This is a genomic window from Streptomyces sp. 3330, from assembly GCF_031456635.1.
Taxonomy (GTDB): Bacteria; Actinomycetota; Actinomycetes; order Streptomycetales; family Streptomycetaceae; genus Streptomyces.
The window spans coordinates 357,260-377,291 of the sequence record NZ_JAVDVA010000006.1; the positions used below are offsets into that span (position 1 = coordinate 357,260).

The 20,032-nt window shown below is 72.3% G+C and carries 8 protein-coding genes and 3 pseudogenes; 6 read left to right on the forward strand and 5 right to left on the reverse strand.

Annotated elements, in window-relative coordinates; all coding sequences use genetic code 11:
• Positions 1-311: 311 nt before the first annotated feature.
• Both J2X68_RS13630 and J2X68_RS13635 read right to left on the reverse strand, forming a co-directional pair.
• A complete protein-coding gene (locus J2X68_RS13630; protein WP_310432764.1) occupies positions 312-5,498 on the reverse strand; it encodes a family 43 glycosylhydrolase in 5,187 nt (1,728 codons plus the stop codon).
• A 130-nt stretch (positions 5,499-5,628) separates the two neighbouring features.
• Positions 5,629-6,774, reverse strand: a complete 1,146-nt coding sequence (locus tag J2X68_RS13635) for a helix-turn-helix domain-containing protein (protein WP_310432765.1) — start codon at positions 6,772-6,774, stop codon at positions 5,629-5,631.
• Between the two features lie 229 nt (positions 6,775-7,003).
• On the opposite strand from J2X68_RS13635, the gene J2X68_RS13640 reads away from it, so the two are divergent.
• From J2X68_RS13640 to J2X68_RS13650, 3 genes are all read left to right on the forward strand, one after another.
• The gene (locus J2X68_RS13640) at positions 7,004-8,785 is read left to right on the forward strand and encodes an FAD-binding dehydrogenase (RefSeq protein ID WP_310432766.1); all 1,782 of its coding nucleotides are present in this window, start codon (positions 7,004-7,006) and stop codon (positions 8,783-8,785) included.
• Positions 8,786-8,925: 140 nt separating this feature from the next.
• Positions 8,926-12,300 (forward strand): pyruvate carboxylase, encoded by a 3,375-nt coding sequence (locus J2X68_RS13645; RefSeq protein ID WP_310432796.1) that lies wholly within the window; start codon positions 8,926-8,928, stop codon positions 12,298-12,300.
• A 382-nt stretch (positions 12,301-12,682) separates the two neighbouring features.
• Positions 12,683-13,849 (forward strand): M23 family metallopeptidase, encoded by a 1,167-nt coding sequence (locus J2X68_RS13650; RefSeq protein ID WP_310432767.1) that lies wholly within the window; start codon positions 12,683-12,685, stop codon positions 13,847-13,849.
• A 185-nt stretch (positions 13,850-14,034) separates the two neighbouring features.
• Here J2X68_RS13650 and J2X68_RS13655 read toward each other — a convergent pair.
• A pseudogene (locus tag J2X68_RS13655) lies at positions 14,035-14,193 on the reverse strand (GNAT family N-acetyltransferase); the annotation flags it as partial.
• 188 nt (positions 14,194-14,381) lie between these two features.
• Here J2X68_RS13655 and J2X68_RS13660 point away from each other — a divergent pair.
• Positions 14,382-15,104: an FAD binding domain-containing protein gene (locus J2X68_RS13660; protein ID WP_310432768.1), complete on the forward strand. Its 723-nt coding sequence runs from the start codon at positions 14,382-14,384 to the stop codon at positions 15,102-15,104.
• A gap of 43 nt (positions 15,105-15,147) precedes the next feature.
• Here J2X68_RS13660 and J2X68_RS13665 read toward each other — a convergent pair.
• Positions 15,148-15,659: pseudogene (locus J2X68_RS13665) on the reverse strand (DUF6745 domain-containing protein); the annotation flags it as partial.
• Between the two features lie 53 nt (positions 15,660-15,712).
• Positions 15,713-16,279, reverse strand: a pseudogene (locus J2X68_RS13670) (IS110 family transposase); the annotation flags it as partial.
• 543 nt (positions 16,280-16,822) lie between these two features.
• Between J2X68_RS13670 and J2X68_RS13675 the strand changes: the two are divergent.
• Positions 16,823-18,430 (forward strand): sigma-70 family RNA polymerase sigma factor, encoded by a 1,608-nt coding sequence (locus J2X68_RS13675; protein ID WP_310432769.1) that lies wholly within the window; start codon positions 16,823-16,825, stop codon positions 18,428-18,430.
• Positions 18,431-18,589: 159 nt separating this feature from the next.
• Positions 18,590-19,969: a right-handed parallel beta-helix repeat-containing protein gene (locus J2X68_RS13680; RefSeq protein ID WP_310432770.1), complete on the forward strand. Its 1,380-nt coding sequence runs from the start codon at positions 18,590-18,592 to the stop codon at positions 19,967-19,969.
• Positions 19,970-20,032 lie beyond the last annotated feature (63 nt).

The following is a 20,032-nucleotide window of genomic DNA, read 5'->3' on the forward strand; positions in this document are numbered from 1 at the left end:
CGGGTGGCGGGCGAAGGCCGCCGGACGGCGGGGTCGGGGTCCGGGTGAGCCGTGCCGGTGGCCGGGGGCGTCCCGGGGGGCGCGGGCGGCGAGGGCCCGGACGGCGGGGTCTCGTCGTCGGCATGGACGGCCGGCCCGTCGGCGGGGCAGTCCGGCCGGGTGACGAGGTGCGCGCGCTCGGGCCGGGTGTGCTGGAGGAAGCCGTGCAGCAGGACGGCCGGGGGGGGACGTCCGGTCGAGGGGCCCCCTGTCCCGGACAGGGGGCCCCTCGACCTCAACCGCCCGGCCGGATCGAGGGCCGGGCCGTCGGGCTAACGGCGGCGGTAGCCGACCGTGATCACGCCGTTGACCTGTGCCGGGGAGCCACCGCCGTGGACCACCTCCCCGCCGGACTTCTTCCAGATCCTGACGAGGAAGGTGTCAGGGCTGTCGGTCGTCGTGACGCGGAAGACGTAGCCGCTCTTGCCGCCGACCGTGCCCGCGCCCTGGAGGACGGCCGTGGAGCCGGTGACGACCAGCCAGTCGAGGCCGGTGGAACGGAACTTCACGTGGGCCTGCGGGAAGTCGAACGTGACCCCGCCGGCCGGGGCGGTGGCCCCCGGCAGGTAGCCGGCCGTGAGCGAGAAGAACGCCCGGCCCGTCAGCTTCGGCCCGACCCGGGCCACGACGGTGCCCGCGCCCACCACCGGTCCGGCGGCCCGGTCGTACACGATCAGCTCCGGGAGCGTCGTGGCGGCCGAGGCGCCGTCGTCGTCGGTGACGGTGACCACCGGGCGGCGGATGCCCGCCGAGGTGTAGGTGTGCTCGGCACGGCAGCCGGACGGGGTGAGGGTGCCGGTGACCGGTCCGCCGCCGTCCTTCCAGTCGATCACGCAGGTGTGGGTGTCACCGGCGCCCGGGTCGGCGAACCGGACGGTGACGGCCGTGCCGCGGCCGGCCGGCACCGGGCCCGAGGGACCGGTGGCGGACGTGAGGGCCGGGGCCGCGTTCGTCACCGTCACCACGGCCGAGTCGGTGCTGCGGCCGCCGGTCAGCGTGACGGTGTAGGCGCCGTCGTCGGCGCAGGTGACCGTCGTGCGGGCGGCTGCGGGGTCCTCGACCGTGCAGGGCGCTCCCTTCTCGGGGGTCCAGCGCGCGCCGCCCGCTCCGGAGACCGTGCCGGTCAGGGCGATCGGGGCGCCTTCGACGCCCTGGGCGTCCGGACCGGCGTGGACGACGGTGACCGGGTCGATGCCCGTGAGGGTGGGCACGACCTTCCGGATCAGGCCGTCGGCGTCGAACTCCAGCCTGTCGACGGTGGTTTCGCGGTGGGTGCCGTCACCGCCGGGGATGGCGAAGCGGTGGTAGGCGATGTACCAGTCGTCCGTCCCCGGGACCTGGACGACCGAGTGGTGGCCGGTGCCCTTGATGCCGAGGGAGAGGTCCTTCTCCAGGAGCACGCCGTGCTCGGTCCACGGGCCGGTGGGCGAGGGGCCGGTGGCGTAGGCGACGCGGTAGTTCTCGTCCCGGGTGTCGTTCTCCGACCACATGAAGTAGTAGGTGCCCTTGCGCTTGACGACGAAGCTGCCCTCGTTGTACCCGCTCGGGGTGATGTCGGTGATCTGCGAGGTGTCGAAGGAGACCATGTCCTCGCCGAGCGGCACGACGTAGGCGTGGCCGTTGCCCCAGTAGAGGTACGACCGGCCGTCGTCGTCCGTGAAGACCGCCGGGTCGATCATCTGGCCGCCGTACTGTCCGGCCTTGAGCAGCGGCTTGCCCAGCGCGTCCGTGAACGGGCCGGTGGGCGAGTCGGAGACGGCGACGCCGATGTTGGCGTCGGCGCAGAAGTAGAAGTAGTACTTCCCGTTCTTCTCGGCGATCGCCGGCGCCCAGGCCCTGCTGTCCGCCCAGCTCACGTCCGGCCCGAGGTCGAGGATGACCCCGTGGTCGGTCCAGTGCACCAGGTCGGTCGACGAGTACGCCGTGAACTGCGTGCCGCTCCAGCCCTCGAATCCGTCGGTCGTCGGGTACATGTAGAAGGTGTCGCCGAAGCGCGCGATGTTGGGGTCGGCGTTGAGGCCCGGCAGCACCGGGCTCCTCATGACCAGCGCCGACACGGTCCAGGTGCGCTTGGTGCCGTCCGAGCCGGTCACCTCGTACGTCACCGGCTCGCTGAAGTCGTGCACGCTGCCCGAGGCGGGGCTGATCGCCGCGCCGTGGGCGAGGGTGAACTCCGGTGCCAGCGTCGTGAGGTCGGTGCCCTCCTTCAGCGGCAGGGTGATCTTGCCGGAAGCGTTGTCGAGGAGGGCGTCGACCTTCAGCGCGGGGTGCGTCGCCTTGGCGATGCCCGCGGTGTTGCCGCTGAGCTCCATGACCTCGGCGGCCGACAGCGCGCGGTCGTAGATCCGGAAGTCGTCGACCTCGCCGCCGAAGTACGGGTCGGCCGCGTACAGCGACCTGCCGATGTAGCCGCTGTGGTCCTTGGCGGAGTCGTACAGCTCGGACGGCTTCACGGTGGTCGTCGTGCGGGCCGCCTCGACCCCGTCGACGTAGAGCACCATCGTGCCGGCGGCGCCGTCGAGGGTGACCGTGACGTGCCGCCACTCGTTGGGGGTCAGCTGCGAGCCGGCCGTCAGCTTCGACTCCGCCGACCAACTGGCCTTCGTGATGGCCGAGTACAGACTGGAGCCGCCGTTGGAGGGGGTGGCGAAGAGGTACTTGTCGCTGTCGGGTCCGAGCCCGAACAGCCACTGGAAGGAGGAGCCGCCCTTCCATTTGGCGTATGTGGACACCGTGACGCTGTCGGCGCCCTTCAGCACGCCGTTCGGGATCCTGACGTACGGGGAGGTGGCGGAGTCGCCGGACATCGTGAACGAGCCGCCGTCCACGCCGGTTCCGAACGCGGGTGTGCGGACGTACGTGCCGTGGTTGCCGTGGCCGCTGGAGTCGACGGCGATGTTGCCGGACGTCTCGTCGAAGCCGTAGTGCAGCAGCAGGTCGGCGGGCACGTCGGCGCCCTCCTCGGAGACCGTCACCCGGGCCCGGACGGTGAGCGCGGCGCCGTCGGGCAGGCTTCCGGTCACCGTGAACGTGCCGGCCTGCGCGTACGCCGAGGCCGGGACGTCGTCCCAGGCCACCGTCACCGGGCGGGCCACACCGTCGGCGTAGGCGGCGATCACGGTCGCGGGCAGCACCGGGGCCCGGCCGATCCGTGTCGTCACGGACACGTCCTCGACGCTCTCGACCAGCTGGTCGGGCTGGTAGGCGCGCAGCAGCCGGTCGTACTCGGCCTGGGTGACCGGCAGGACGGTGCCGTGGCGGGGCCTGGCCGGCAGGTCGTAGCCGGTGGACGGGGTCCAGACGCCGGAGGCGAGGTCCGTGGTCTCGAACGGCAGGTAGCCGCGGCCCCCGAACTCGTCGAGGAAGGCGTACCACTTCTCCTCGGTGTTGGACTTGAACACCAGCGGTCCCTCGGCGGCGTTCATCGCGCCCTTGCCGATGCCCTCGGCGACCGCGTCCCAGGACGGGTTCAGCAGCGAGTCGCTCCTCTCCTCGAAGATGAACTTGCTGTTGGGGGTGGAGGAGGAGTTGTTGCGCTCGTCCTTCGAGAGCCGGAAGTAGGTGCCGTCGTGCTGGATCACCGTGGAGTCGATGACCGAGTAGCCGCGGTCGATCCACACCTCGGGCTCGCTGAACGTGTGGAAGTCGCGGGTCGTGGCGTACATCATCCGGTTGTACGTGTCGCCTGAGTGTGCCGCGTCGTCGTACAGCTTGGACGCCCAGAAGACCACGTACGCGCCGAGGCCGGCGTCGTAGTACGCCTCGGGCGCCCAGGTGTTGCCTGCGCTGTCGGGGGAGACCTTCACCAGGCGCTGGTCCGTCCAGTGGACGAGGTCGGTGGACTCCCAGACCATGATGGACTTGCTGCCGGTGCGCTGGGCGGCGTCCCAGTCGCCGTTGCCGTAGATCCTGAGGTCGGTGGCGATCTGGTAGAACTTGTCGCCCTCGGGGGAGCGGATGATGAACGGGTCGCGCAGGCCCCGCTCGCCGAGGGTGGAGGTCAGGACGGGCTGCCCGTCGTTCAGCTCCCGCCACTTCAGCGGGTCGTCGCCCTTGCTGAGCGCGGCGTACAGCTGCTCGCCGTCGGCCGTGCCCTCGCCGGTGAAGTAGCTGAACATGTAGCCCTCGAGGGCTTCCTTCACGGGGAGTTCGGGGACCTTCGCGGTGAACACGCGGGTCGCCTTCGCCGCGCCCTTGGTGACGGTCGCGGTCAGGTCGACGGTGGTGGCGCCGGCGCCGTGCGCGGGGCGGTGGACGACGCCGTCGGCCGAGACGACGTCCGCTCGCGCGGAGGACCAGGTGACGTCGGTGCCGTAGGAACCGGTCGCCGGGAGGCCTAGGTTGCCGCGTACGTCGTCGAGGTCGTGGACCGTGAGGGCGTCGGCGGCGTGCCGGGCTGCGGTCGCGTCGTCGAAGGCGGCGAGGACGGTGACGTCGAACGACTTGGTCGCGGTGACCGTCCCCTTCCTGAGGGTGGCGGTGAGCGTGGCGTGGCCGTCCGGCTCGCCCGCGGCGGGACGCGTCACCTTGCCCGCGTCCGACACCACGGCGGTGTTGTCGCTCGCCCAGCCGATGGTGGCGCCGCCTGCCGTGCCGGTCTTCGGCAGGTCCAGGTCGGCGACGACGGCACCGGTGTCCCCGAGGCTCAGTGCCGCCTTGTCGTCGGCGACGCCCTGGGTGGCCACGGGGAGGGCGAGCTGTTCGACGTCGGAGGCGGCCAGTGCGTGGTCGTACACCCGGAAGTCGCGGATGTCGCCCTTGAAGAGTTTGTCGCCCGAGTACACCGACCTGCCGAGGTGGTTGGCGGTGGTGACGCCGGAGCCGATGGCGCCGGGGGTGATGGTGACCGCCGTGTTGCGGGCGATCTCGACGCCGTCCTCGTACAGCACGCCGGTGGTGCCGGACTGCGTGTAGGTGAGGTGCTTCCACACCGAGCGGGTCAGGTTGTGGGAGTCGGCGGGCTTGGTGGTCTGCTCCGTCGACCAGTTGCCGGTGGCGATCGAGGTGCGCAGCGAGTTGCCCGTGGTGAACAGGTAGCCGTTGCCGTTGCTGCCGCTGGAGTTGCCGAAGCCGTACAGGAAGTACGGCGTGGACTGGGCGGCGTCGATCCGCACGTCCAGGGCGACGCTGATCGCGTCCAGGCCCTTGAGCACGTCGTTCGGCATCTTGACGTAGGTGTCGGAGCCGTTGAAGGCGAGGCCCTGGCCGGTGGGCGACCAGCCGGCGGCGCCGACCACCGTGCCGTCGCGGCCGTGGCCGGAGGCGTCGGCGACCGTGCTGCCGGACGTGGCGTCGAGTCTGTACCAGAGGGCCAGGCCGTCGGTGATGTCGGCGGTCTCGGCGGCCTGGACGGGGGTCGCCGCCCCGACGAGTCCGACGAGCAGGGACACGGCGGTCAGCGCGGCCCGTTGTCCCGTCCTCCGTCTCGTGCGGTCGCCGGGTCGATTTCTGTGCGCCATGAGGGACCGCCGTTTCCACCGTGTGACGTGATGTTGCGAGAGTGTCAAACGGTGCCCTCAGCCGCGTCAAGGGTTCTCGAACAATGTCCGACAGGTCGAACATAATCAGGCGGCCCACAAGTCCGTTCGCTCAGGCCCTTGTTGACGACTCCAGCCATGCGGTGAGAGCCCACCACCAGTGCAGCGCGGCCGGTGGCCCGTCCCCGTCCGCGAGGGACGAGGAGGTGATCTGCCGGAGCCGGCCGAGCCGGTAGCGGACGGTGTTGGGGTGGGTGAACAGGGCCGCCGCGGTCTGGTCGAGCCGACGCCCGTTGTCGAGGAACGCCAGTGCGGTGAGGGCGAGTTGACGGTGGAAGGCGTCGGCCGGATCGAGGGAGCCGAGCAGCCGGCGGCTCAGCAGGGCGCCCAGGGCGGGCTGTTCGGCCAGCGCGATCCGGGCGGCGAAGTCCGTGACGTCGTACAGCCCCGGCAGGCCGTGCTGCCGGGCGAGATCCACGGCGCGCACGCACAGCCGGTACAGCGCGGGCAGCTCCGGCAGGGGAGCGGCGGGCGCGACCACGACGAGCGCCCCGGGACCGACCTCGTCGGCCTCCGGCGGCCGCGGACACAGACCGGCCGTGCGGCCGTCGAGCGGCACGGTCACCGCGTGCGGCGAGACCACCGCCCGCCCGGGCGCGGGGGCGGCGGCCAGGCAGTGGTAGTGCCCCGCGGCGTCCGACCGGATCCCGGCCCGTGCCAACTCCTCCTCACGCGGCGGGACTTCGCCGGTCAGGGCCTGGCGCAGCAGCCGGGTGCGGACGGCGCCCAGCGCGCGCGGCGACTCGTGCTCGGCGGCACGGTAGCCGTGGATCACCTGCCGTTCCATCGCGGCGCCGTACTCCTGGAGCCGCAGGACGACCGACAGCAGCGCCCGGTCCGAGACCCCCGCCGCACGGCACCGGTCCACGACGATCTCCGCCGCGCGGCCCAGCGCCGCCTGCACGCCCCGCAGGACGACCGTCATCGGCACGCCCTGCACGGCACGGTCGGCCCCGAGCAGAAGGGCGGCCGTGAAGTCCTGTTCGTCGACCGGCCCGGTCCGCCCCGGAGCGGTGAACCAGGGATCGGCCGCGCGGAGCATCGCCGTCACATGCGACCGGGTCGCCTCCTCGGTCAGCCGGGACAGCCCGGGGGACCGGCTGCGGGCGGCGCGCGCGAGCTCTACGCACACCTCCACGTCGGCGGCCATGTCCCGCAGGACCCTGGCGACCGGCTCCGGCCCCTGGACGACGGTCATGGTCCCCCCTCCGCCCGGACGCTGTCGCCGAGCCACAAGCGAGCGGCTCCCACGTTGACGCCCGCGCACTACCGGAGCCGTGTGACGACCTGGTTTCCTGTTGGGCTACCGACGGTAACAGCGCAGTTGTCGCAGGAACACCCCTCAGTCACGCCACCCCTGGACCGGCCGGGGCCCAGCCGGGCACGGTCCAGGCACCGCCCCCGCGAAGCCTCCAGGAGGGCCGCTCATGGACACCCCCGAAGCCGCTGGAATCACCCGCCGCCACGCCCTGACCGCGGCGGGCGGAGTCCTCGCGGGCGCGACCCTCGCCGCGCAGGCCTTCCCCGCGTACGGCGCCGCGCAGGACGCCGACGCGATCGTCGTCGGCCACGGCCTGGCCGGACTCGTCGCCACCGCCGAACTCGCCGCGGCCGGACGCAAGGTGCTCCTGCTCGACCAGGAACCCGAGGCGAGCATCGGCGGCCAGGCGTTCTGGTCCTTCGGCGGACTGTTCTTCGTCAACTCCGACGAACAGCGCCTGATGGGCGTCAAGGACACCTACGACCTCGCCTGGCAGGACTGGCAGGGCACAGCCGGGTTCGACCGGGGCGTCGACGACCCCCAGGGCCAGGACCACTGGGCCCACCAGTGGGCCAAGGCCTACGTCGAGTTCGCGTCCGGCGAGAAGCGGTCCTGGCTGTCCGGGCTCGGCGTGCAGTGGTTCCCGATCGTCGGCTGGGCGGAACGCGGCGGCGGTCTCGCCACCGGACACGGCAACTCCGTACCCCGCTTCCACGTCACCTGGGGCACCGGACCCGCGGTCGTCGAGCCCTTCGAGAAGAAGGTGCGGGCCGCGGTAGCCGACAACAAGGTGAGCTTCAGGTTCCGGCACCGCGTGGACGAGATCGTCACCACCGGGGGAGTCGTCACCGGCGTGCGCGGCGCCGTCCTGGAGCCCAGCGGCGTGGCCCGCGGCAAGCCCAGCTCCCGCACGGTGGTCGGCGCCTTCGAACTGCGCGCCCCGGTCGTCGTCGTCACCTCCGGCGGCATCGGCGCCGACCACGACCTGGTCCGGCAGAACTGGCCCGCCCGGATGGGCACTCCGCCGAAGTCCATGGTCACGGGCGTTCCCGCGCACGTCGACGGCCGCATGCTGGGCATCACCGAGAAGGCGGGCGGCCGCATCGTGAACCCCGACCGCATGTGGCACTACACCGAGGGCCTGCGCAACTACGACCCGATCTGGCCCGGCCACGGCATCCGCATCCTCCCCGGCCCGTCCTCGATGTGGTTCGACGCGACGGGCAAGCGGTTCGACACGCCCGACATCCCCGGCTACGACACCCTGCACACCCTCAAGACCATCACCGACTCGGGATACGACTACTCCTGGTTCGTCACCACCCAGAAGATCATCGCCAAGGAGTTCGCGCTCTCCGGCTCCGAACAGAACCCCGACCTCACGAACAAGAACGTCTGGCAGCTGCTGTCGCGGATCTGGCAGACCCCGGAGCCGATCGAGAAGTTCAAGAACAAGGGCGAGGACTTCGTCGTCGCCTCGACGCTCACCGACCTCGTCGCCGGCATGAACAAACTGACCGGCACCTCGCTCATCGACCTCGCCGGCCTCAAGCGGCAGATCGAGGCCCGGGACCGGGAGATCGACAACGCGTACACCAAGGACGTCCAGGTCATGGGCATCCGCAACGCACTCAACTACACCGGCGACTCACTCAGCCGGACGGCCGCCGTCCACCGCATCCTCGACTCCGGCGCGGGCCCGCTGATCGCCGTACGCCTCAACATCCTCACCCGCAAGACCCTCGGCGGTCTCCAGACCGACCTCTCCGGCCGGGTCCTGAACGCGGCCGGGAACCCCGTGCCCGGTCTGTACGCGGCCGGTGAGGTCGCCGGCTTCGGCGGCGGCGGGATCCACGGCTACCGCTCCCTCGAAGGCACCTTCCTCGGCGGCTGCCTGTTCTCCGGGCGCCAGGCGGGACGCGCCGCGGCCGCGGCGACGGCGACCTGACCGGACGTCGGGCGCAGTCGCATGCAGCCGGGCACGGTCCGATCGAGCGAGACATGCGCCGAGTGGCCCGACTCACATGGCCAACCAGGTCGCACACCGACACGATGGTCCTCGTCACCGCCAGGCTGAAGGGGTCCCGGATGTTCCGCAAGGTGCTGGTCGCCAACCGTGGTGAGATCGCGATCCGTGCGTTTCGCGCCGGCTATGAGCTGGGTGCGCGTACGGTCGCGGTCTTCCCGCACGAGGACCGCAACTCTCTCCACCGGCAGAAGGCCGACGAGGCCTACGAGATCGGCGAGCAAGGGCACCCGGTGCGCGCCTACCTCTCCGTCGAGGAGATCGTCGGGGCCGCGCGCCGGGCGGGCGCCGACGCCGTCTACCCGGGCTACGGGTTCCTCTCCGAGAACCCCGAACTCGCGCGGGCCTGCGAGGAGGCGGGCATCACCTTCGTCGGCCCCGACGCGCGCACCCTCGAACTGACGGGGAACAAGGCGAGCGCCGTCGCGGCGGCCCGCGCGGCGGGCGTGCCCGTGCTCGGCTCGTCCGCGCCCTCCAACGACGTCGACGAACTGGTCCGGGCCGCCGAGGAGATCGGCTTCCCGCTGTTCGTCAAGGCGGTCGCCGGAGGCGGCGGACGGGGCATGCGCCGCGTCGAGGACCCGACCGTGCTGCGTGAGTCCATCGAGGCCGCCTCCCGCGAGGCCGCGTCCGCCTTCGGCGACCCGACCGTCTTCCTGGAGAAGGCCGTCGTCGACCCCCGTCACATCGAGGTGCAGATCCTCGCCGACGGCGAGGGCAACGTCATCCACCTCTTCGAGCGCGACTGCTCGGTCCAGCGCCGTCACCAGAAGGTGATCGAGCTGGCCCCCGCGCCCAACCTCGCCCCGGAACTGCGCGACCGGATCTGCGCCGACGCGGTCCGCTTCGCCCGGCAGATCGGCTACCGCAACGCCGGCACCGTCGAGTTCCTCCTCGACCCCGCGGGCAACCACGTCTTCATCGAGATGAACCCGCGCATCCAGGTCGAGCACACGGTGACCGAGGAGGTCACCGACGTCGACCTCGTGCAGGCCCAGCTGCGCATCGCCGCCGGCGAGACCCTGGCCGACCTCGGCCTGTCCCAGGAGACCGTCACCCTGCACGGCGCCGCCCTGCAGTGCCGCATCACCACCGAGGACCCCGCCAACGGCTTCCGCCCCGACACCGGCCGCATCAGCGCCTACCGCTCGCCCGGCGGGTCCGGTATCCGCCTCGACGGCGGCACCACCCACGCGGGTACCGAGATCAGCGCGCACTTCGACTCCATGCTGGTCAAACTGACCTGCCGGGGCCGGGACTTCGAGACCGCGATCAAGCGGGCCCGGCGGGCCGTCGCCGAGTTCCGGATCCGGGGCGTGTCCACCAACATCCCGTTCCTCCAGGCCGTCCTGGACGACCCGGACTTCCAGGCCGGACGCGTCACGACGTCGTTCATCGAAGAGCGCCCGCACCTGCTCACCGCCCGCTCCTCGGCCGACCGCGGCACCAAGCTGCTGACCTACCTCGCCGATGTCACGGTGAACAAGCCGCACGGTGAGCGGCCCGAGGTGATCGACCCGGTCACCAAGCTGCCCCCGCTGCCCGACGGCGAACCGCCCGCGGGATCCCGCCAGGACCTGATCCACCTCGGGCCCGAGGGCTTCGCCCGCCGGCTGCGCGAGTCGCCGACCATCGGCGTCACCGACACCACCTTCCGCGACGCCCACCAGTCCCTGCTGGCCACCCGCGTCCGCACCAAGGACCTCCTCGCCTCGGCCCCGCTGGTCGCCCGGACCCTGCCCCAGTTGCTGTCCCTGGAATGCTGGGGCGGCGCCACCTACGACGTCGCGCTGCGCTTCCTCGCCGAGGACCCGTGGGAGCGGCTGGCGGCGCTGCGCGAGGCCGTCCCCAACATCTGCCTCCAGATGCTGCTGCGCGGCCGCAACACCGTCGGCTACACGCCGTACCCGACCGAGGTGACCGACGCCTTCGTGCAGGAGGCCGCCGCCACCGGCATCGACATCTTCCGCATCTTCGACGCGCTCAACGACGTCGGCCAGATGCGGCCCGCCATCGACGCCGTACGCGAGACGGGGACGGCCGTCGCCGAGGTCGCCCTCTGCTACACCTCCGACCTGTCCGACCCGAACGAGCGGCTCTACACCCTCGACTACTACCTCCGCCTGGCGGAGCAGATCGTCGAGGCGGGCGCCCATGTGCTGGCCGTCAAGGACATGGCGGGCCTGCTGCGCGCCCCGGCCGCCGCGAAGCTCGTGTCGGCGCTGCGCCGCGAGTTCGACCTGCCGGTGCACCTGCACACCCACGACACCGCAGGCGGCCAGCTCGCCACCTACCTGGCCGCGATCCAGGCCGGCGCGGACGCCGTCGACGGCGCCGTGGCCTCCATGGCAGGCACGACCTCGCAGCCCTCGCTGTCGGCGATCGTCGCCGCGACCGACCACTCCGAGCGGCCCACCGGCCTCGACCTCCAGGCCGTCGGCGACCTGGAGCCGTACTGGGAGGGCGTCCGCAAGATCTACGCCCCCTTCGAAGCGGGCCTTGCCTCCCCGACCGGACGCGTCTACCACCACGAGATCCCCGGCGGGCAGCTCTCCAACCTGCGCACCCAGGCCGTCGCGCTCGGCCTAGGCGACCGCTTCGAGGACATCGAGGCGATGTACGCCGCCGCCGACCGCATCCTCGGTCACCTGGTGAAGGTCACCCCGTCCTCCAAGGTGGTCGGCGACCTCGCCCTGCACCTGGTCGGCGCCGGAGTGTCCCCGCAGGACTTCGAGGAGTCGCCCGACCGGTACGACATCCCCGACTCCGTCATCGGCTTCCTGCGCGGCGAACTCGGCACCCCGCCCGGCGGCTGGCCCGAGCCGTTCCGCAGCAAGGCGCTGCGGGGCCGCTCCGAGTCCAAGCCCGTCCAGGAACTGACCACCGAGGACCGCGAGGGCCTGGAGAAGACCCGCCGCACCACCCTCAACCGGCTGCTCTTCCCCGGCCCGACCCGCGACTTCGAGGCCCACCGCCAGGCCTACGGCGACACCAGCGTGCTCGACAGCAAGGACTTCTTCTACGGTCTGCGTCCGAGCACGGAGTACGCCGTCGACCTCGAGCCGGGTGTCCGGCTCCTGATCGAGCTCCAGGCCGTCGGTGAGGCCGACGAGCGAGGCCTGCGCACGGTCATGTCCTCCCTGAACGGCCAACTGCGGCCCATCCAGGTACGGGACAAGGCGGCCGCCTCCGACGTTCCGGTCACCGAGAAGGCCGACCGCGCCAACCCCGGGCATGTCGCCGCGCCGTTCGCGGGCGTGGTCACCCTCGCGGTCGCCGAGGGCGACGAGGTGGAGGCCGGCGCGACGATCGCCACCATCGAGGCGATGAAGATGGAGGCCACGATCACGGCTCCGAAGGCCGGCACCGTGTCGCGGCTGGCCATCAACCGCATCCAGCAGGTGGAAGGCGGGGATCTGCTGGTCGAGGTGGGCTGAGGTCACGGGCCGCGGACGGTCCCCCGCCCGCGGCCCCGTCCCGGCCCCCTCGGCGGTGGCGGTACGGCCCCTGGACACGCACCGGCGGCCGACCGCCCGGCAGAGCCGCGGCGCCCGTGCCGGACAGGGTGCCGCGGCGCAGGTGCGGGGCCGTCGGCCGGGCCGCCACGGGCGGTGCGGCGGTGACGGCGGCCACCTCGTCCGGCCCGGGCGGCCCGCGGTCCACCACCGCGCCCGGATGCTCTCCGGAAGACACTGCCCCCGGGGGCAGCAGGTCTGCCCTCGCGTCCGGTGACGCGGGCCTGGCCACCGGCTAGCGTCCGTGCGTGAACAACTGCACTGCGCCGCAGCGGCCGTCGACCCGTCGTCCGGAGTTCGCCGCGTGAGCGACGAGTCCGCCGTCGAGACCCCTGCGCACGAGGCCGTCACCGCCCCCGAGGATCTTGCCCCCACGCTCCTCGCTCCGGAGGCACCGGTCTCGGGGACTCCGGCCCCGGAAGCACCCGCCCCGCGACCCCGTCGGCGCGGTCCGGGCCCCTTCACCCTCCTCGTCCTGCCGGGCCTGGTCACCCTCACCACGGTGGCCGGATTCCTCGCCCTGACCGGTGGGTTCCCCGACGACTGGAGCCCGGGGGAGAGCGCCCCGCAGGACGCCGCCGGTGGCGTCAACTCGACCTACGGGCCCTGGCTGCGCAAGTCGGCCGACGCCTGCACGGTCGTCACCCCGTCCGTCCTCGCCGCGCAGATCGACCAGCTCACCGGCTGGAGCAACGCCGGCGCCGGCACCTCGGGCCCCCAGGGCATCGCCGCCTACACCGCCGCGGACTGGAAGACCTGGGGCAAGGACGACGACGGCAACGGCCGCTCCTCACCGGGTGATCCGGCCGACGCCATCATGGCGCTCGGCCGCCAGGACTGCTCGCTGGCCCAGCAGGTCACCGGCCTCAGAACCGACGGCACCGTCAACGGGGAGCTGGTCGACCTCACCCTCGCCGCCTACGCCGTCGGCACGGACGCCGTGACGAAGGCGGGCGGCGTCCCCGACACCGCGCGGACCTATCTCACCGAGGTCAAGGCCCTGTTCGCGAAGTACGAGTCCTTCGACCGGGAGGACACGAGCGCCGGCGGCGTCCTGGCCGACGCTATCCTGGCGCCGCCCGTCACCACGCTCACCATCACCTCCCCCTACGGCTCCCGCCGGCACCCCCTGACCGGCGTCACCAAACTCCACACCGGTGTGGACTTCGGCGCACCCCAGGGCGCCCAGGTCTCCGCCGCCCGCGCGGGCACGGTCGTCTTCGCGGCCATGACCTCGGCCTACGGCAACCGGGTCGTCGTCGACCACGGCACGATCGAGGGCAAGCGGCTGCAGACCACGTACAGCCATCTGTCCGCCATCGACGTCACCGCGGGACAGGCCGTGCAGACCGGAACCCCGCTCGGACGGGTCGGGTCCACCGGCCTGTCCACCGGCCCCCATCTGCACTTCGAGGTGATCTACGACGGCTACTACGCCGATCCCCGGCCCTGGCTGGCGCTGAACGGCTGACGGCGCCTCACCGGGCGGGCGCCACGGCCGGCCCGGAGCGCGAGGAGGCCGCCCACCGACCGGGCGGCCTCGGGGCGGGAGAGGATCTCCTCCCGCTCGGGACTGCCCGCGGCGACACCGTAGGCGGCCCCGCCCGAAGAGGTCCGCCGTCAGGACGGACCGGGCGGGGCCCGGGCCCCGCCCGGTCAGCGCAGAACGGCCTCCCAGGTGTCCACGGCATAGTGCAGGACCATGCCGTGGCGCGTGTACAACCCGGGCGCGCCGGTCGCGTTGGCGGTGTCCGCACCGAGCCCGACGGTGTCCCGGCCCCGGTCCGCGAAAGCGGCGAAGGCGTGCCGCAGCAGCCGGCAGAGGGCCGGCGGCCGCAACGCAATTTCATGTGGCGCGAGGTGCAGCCATGAGCCCTGTATGCGCCCCCGCACGCCTGGGCAGAATCCGTTCTGCCATTGATCATGCGGGTGGGTGGACGCGGGGACACACGATGACACCGCGTCACTCGCCACGAACTTCCAGGGAAGGCAGGTCGGTTGTCGTGCAGTTGCGTCTTCCCTCCTCCATAGCCGAAGCCCAGCGGTGTCTGGCCGAGGGAGCGGTACCGGTAGGGGGCGCCACGCTCGTGTGGGCCGGCTGGCAGCGGGACGGCTTCCCCGAGCAGGCCGTGTCGCTGCGCAACGTCCCGGAGGCCGGCACGGTCGGCCCCGAGGAGCTCGGCGGAGCCGTGCTGCTGAACCGCGTCGACGCCACCGTGCCCGAGGCGCTGCACCGCGCGGCCTCCGGCGTGGGCACCGGCGCGGTGCGCCGGGCCGCCACGGTCGGCGGCAACATCGTCGGCAGCACCCTGCGCTGTCTGCTCCCGGCGGCCCTCGTCCTCGACGCCCGGGCCACCGTCCTGGAACCCGGCAGCGTCTACGAGACCGATCTGACCGAGCTGCTGGCGAAGCGGCACGTGCTGCTCGCCCTGCGCTGGCGCACCCCCCTGGCCAGCGGCTACCGCAAGCTGGAGGGCGAGGCGGGCGGCCCGCCGCCGCTCGTCGTCGCCGCCGCGGTGCACGGCGACGGCGACAGCCCCCGTGAACTGCGGGTGGCGGTACGCGACGGATATGAGGTGTTCAGCGAGAGCACGCCGTACGACCCGGACCCCGAACAGGCCCTGCACGCCCTGGCGGGCACCGACCTGGGCGCCCTTCCCGCCGTCGCCCGGGAGGCGGTCCACGCCCGGGTCACCGACGTGCTGGCCCGCGCCGCCCGAGGCTGACGCCGGACCGGCACACGCGCCGGGACGCGGCCGGCGCTCCGGCTCACGTCTCCCGCTCGGGCGCGTACACCTCCGCCGTCAGTCCGAAGGTCCAGGCGACGCCCTCGCGGGCCGTGCGGGTCGCGGGCGGCACCCGCAGCCAGTAGGTGCGCCGCGTCCCGTCCGGCTCCGCCGTGGAGTTGAGAACCTCCACCATGACGACGGGCTCGTCGTCCGGGAGGTCGATACGCCACAGGGTGCCCGTCTCGTCGCGGTGGACGCGACGTGCCCCCGAGTCGGCCAGACAGCGGTCGTAGCCGTAGTACTCGAGCATGACCCGGCGCAGTTCGGCGTTCTCCTCGGACCGGATCCGGTCCGGGGTGAGCGCCGGCAGCCCGGCGAGGAGCTCGGCGGGCACCGGCATGCCGCGCCAGGCGTGCAGGGCGAAGCCGTCGGGATACGCCAGCGCCGGGCGTCCCCGTGGTCGAGCCGGCCCGCCTCGTCGCGGTGCAGTGCGACGGGACGCTCGCTCACCACCGCGACCCGCGCGAACGGCCACCACGAGCCGGTGAAGCGAGAGCAGCCGCAGACATACGGTGAGGCGAGCATCCAGGACTGCTGCGCCGGGGTCCGAACCGCTCCAGCGGGGTCAGGACGGCCGGGTGCTGCAACCGAGGCCCCAGCACCCGCTCCAGCGATGGATGCATCTGAGTCAGCAGGCCGTGCAGCCGGTTCGCGACCCTGGTCGCTTCGCCGGCCAGATCGTCGTCGAACCCGACGACCATCTCCAGCTCGGCAATCGTTTCGTCCTCGCCGTCGATCGCCCGCGGCGTGTGCGGCATCGCGCGGGCCGCGTCCGCGATGACGAATGCGTCCCTCGCATCTGTCTTGGCCTCGCCGGGAGGGAAATCGGCGATCCGCCGCATCGTCAGCCCTGGTAAGTAGGCGACTGGGCAGCCCATATCCCGGGCCACCGCCGGCGGCAGGGCCCCGAGCGAGGCCGATTGATCGACCACGACCAGCACCGTTGCGTGCTTGGCCTGGAGCTTGGCGAAAAGCTCGCGGAGCTTGGGTTCGGTGTTGGGTGGACGCTTGTCGAACGCCTTCTTGCCGGCCGGCGTGACGGCGATGGCGTGGTGTTCGCCCTTGCCGACGTCCAGGCCGAGGAAGACGTCGATGTCGCCGGTGTCATTCACGTGCAGGCCCGTCCATTACGCTTTCGTCCGGCTTTGTCTCGGTACCGAGCTGCCACATCCACGCTACGGAGAGCTCTTCCGGCCCGGGTGAAGCCGGTGCTCAAGCCCCTCATCAGCGGTCCGTCGATGCCGGGCCCAGTGACACCGCCCCCCCCGGATCATGAACAACGAGGGGGGAAGTCATGCCGGGCCCGAAAGCCGCTGGCCCATTGCGGAGCCGTGAAAAAGGCAACTGTGACGCGTGGCCGACCGCGGGAACCGCCGTGCATGACACCTGTGGCCGGTGACGAAGATCCCTTCGAGAAAGCGATATCCGGCGGGGAAAGCGCGGCCACCTGCGATCTCCGAACAGGGAGCGGCGGGCCGGCGGGGCCCGCGTGCTGCGGAAGCTTGTGCCCTCCGCCCCTCTGCGGCACTCTTCAGTAGGCCCGGCCCCGGGGCGGTGATCGAGCCCGTGCGCCGGGCCGTCGACGCCGGTGGCACACGCCGGTTCGCCGATCGCGGTATGCGGGGCGGACGGGCGCAGGAGATGCGAGGGAAGACATGTCGCACACGCGCACGCGCCCGGGCAACGGGCGTGCTCTGCCGGACGCGGCGGTCGTCGTCGCGGCGCGCGCGGGGGACCGGCGGGCCCTCGACCGTCTGGTGGCGGCGTACCTGCCGCTGATCTACAACATCGTCGGCCGGGCCATGGACGGGCATCCCGATGTCGACGACGTCGTCCAGAACACCATGATGCGTGCCGTGGACCACCTGCCCGCCCTCGACGACCCGGACAGCTTCCGCGCGTGGCTGGTCGCCATCGCCGTACGCCAGGCCCGTACCTGGGACGACGCCCGCCGTCGCCACCCCGAGGCCACGCCGCCCGACGAGTTGACCCGCGAACCGGATCCCTGGGCCGACTTCACCGAGCTGACCGTGCTGCGTCTGGAACTGACCGGACAGCGCCGGGAGGCGGTGGAGGCCGCGCGATGGCTGGACGAGGAGGAACGGGAGTTCCTCTCCCTGTGGTGGATGGAGGCCGCCGGCCGACTCACCCGGGCCGAGTGGACGCGCGCCGGCGCCATGACTGCCGACTACGCGGCCGTGCGGGTCAAGCGGGTCAAGGAACGTCTGGAGGCGGCCCGCGCCATCTTGCGGGCCTTGGCCACCACGCCCCGCTGCCCCGGACTCGACGCTCTGCTGCCCTCCTGGGACGGCCGCCCCGGTCCGCTGTGGCGCAAGCGGCTGCACCGCCACGTTCGCGACTGCCCGAGGTGCCGGCAGGCCGCGACCGGCATGGTCCCCGCCGAGCGGCTGCTCGGCGACCTCGCCCTGGTGCCCCTGCCCGTCGGCCTGGCCGCGCACCTCCTCACCTCCTCCGCCCCTGCGGCCTCGCTCACCCCGTCCGGGGCGGGGCCGTCAGGGCCGGGTCCGGCGCCTTCCCCCGCGACGGGTGTACCGCAGCAGGCGGGGCGGATCGCGCGGACGGCGTCCCGGCTCACCCGGGGGGCGGTCGTGACGGCCACCGCGGGAGTCCTGGCGGTGGCCGGGGTGACCCTGTGGAGCGCCATGCCCGACGGCGACTCCTCCCGGCCGCCGTCCGCGGCCCCCGACCCGGCCCGCCACAGCGCCTCGCCGAGCGTGACGACGCGGCAGCCCGAGCCGTCACCCGAGCCCGCCTCCGCCTCGGCCCCGCCGTCTTCCGCCGCGCCGACGAGGGGCTCCACGGACGCGCTGCTCGGTGACCACGCCCTGCGCTTCGGGTCGCGAGCCGGTCAGTACATGGCGGCGTATCCGGGCAGGATCGGCATAGTTGTCGAGGCCGGCCCCGCCAGCCCGGTGCAGGTGCGGGAGGCGGCGACCTTCACCGTCGTGCCCGGTCTGTCCGCCCCCGCCTGCTACTCGCTGCGCGACGACGACGGCACGTACCTGCGGCACAGCGGCTTCCGGCTCCGCCTCGCGCCCGACGACGGCAGCCCCCTCTTCGACCAGGACGCCACCTTCTGCCTCCGCGGCGACCCGGACGGGGGATCCGTGTTCCTGCGCTCCGTCAACTACACCGACCGCTACGTCCGGTATCGCGACGGGCAGCTCTACCTCGACCCCGTCCAGGACACCGCCGCGTACTGGGACAGCGCGTCCTTCCGGTTCACCGACCCGCTTGCGTGACGCACGTCACCGCCGATGCGGGTGTGATTTCTGACATCGAGTACGGGACGCGTGGGTCTCCCATGTGCGGGGCGTACCACCAAGGCCGACCAGAGCATGCCGGATGACGTGCGCGCGCCCCGCGAGAGCTTGTCACCCCACGAACGCAAGGAAGTACCTATGCGGCATCGCGCGAACCGGCGCTGGAACCGGCGCACGGCCATCTCCCTCTCCGTAGCGGGTATCACCTCCATGGCCCTCGTCGGAGCGGCCGTGGCCGTGCACCACCACGGCTCCGACGAGCACAAGTCCTCCGCCAAGGGCGCTGACCGGCACACCCGGGCCGACGGCGGGCAGGGCGCTTCGAGTCGCTCCCCCGACGGCGAGTCGCCCGAAGCGCAAGCCAGTCGGCGGTCGTCCGAAGCCAAGCGATCGCGGTCGTCGGCGTCCCCTGCCCCCACCGCCTCGGCCGCGGCCGGAGCCGAAGCGACGAAGTCCGCGGAGCCCGAGCAGAAATGCGGCGAGGGCGCGTTCGACGCGGAAGCGGTCAAGACGGGCGACACCTGGACCTCCCGCAACGGCGACAAGGTCGTCTACGAGGGCGACGACATGACCGGGGCGATCGTGGCGGCACTGGCCAGCCTCGACCCGGAGCGCACCGCCAAGGAGCGGGTGGTCGTGCGCGGCTCGGGCACCATGCCCGCGAACTGGAAGATCAAGATGCCCAACCATACGGCTCTGGACGTGTGCGGCACCATCACGGCCACCGGCGACGGCGCCACCGACACCGCGCCCATCTACGCCCGCGCGGTGACGGACGTCGAAATTCAGCATCTGAAGATCACCGGCAGCCCGATGTACGGCATCTTCATGCGCAGCGTCGAGAACATCACCCTCGGCCAGGTCGAGATCAACGGCACCTACATCGGCGTCCGGATCGACAACTTCGGTGACCGCACCCGGCCCACCAAGAACATCCGCATCGACAACATCAAGGTGACCGGTTCCGGTTCCCAGGCGGTGGAGACCTATGGCGTCGACGGCCTCACCATCGGCAAGGTCACCGCGCGGAACGTGGGCGAGTCCGGGCTGCTGCTGAACGGCACCACGAACGCCGAGATCGGTACCGTCGACGCCGTCGACGCGGGCACCGGCACCGGTTACGCCGCCTTCCGCATGGCCAACCGCAACGGCCGCATCGGCGACAGCTACAAGACCAACATCCACGTCGGCAAGGTCATCGCCCGGGGCGGGGGACGCGGCATCTTCTGCGTCTCCGAGAGCGGCGGCGCCGTCATCGACGAGGTCGACATCGCCGACACCGGCAACCACGCCATCCTCGTGGAGAACTGCTACAACGTCACCATCGGCGCCAAGGGCGGCACCGTCGCCGGCCCGGGACACGTCCGCCTCGCCGCCCGGGCCGAGTTCGCCAACTCGCGCGACATCACGCTGGAGAACCTGACGGTCCGTGACACGGTCGTCGAGGAGACCCCCTGCGCGGACAACAGCACCTTCAAGAACCTGAAGCGGGACGACACGGCGCTCGACGTCTGCTGACCCACCGGGGCCGGGTGCCGGAACCCCGTCCGGGGGTCCGGCACCCGGCGCGTTCAATGGCCC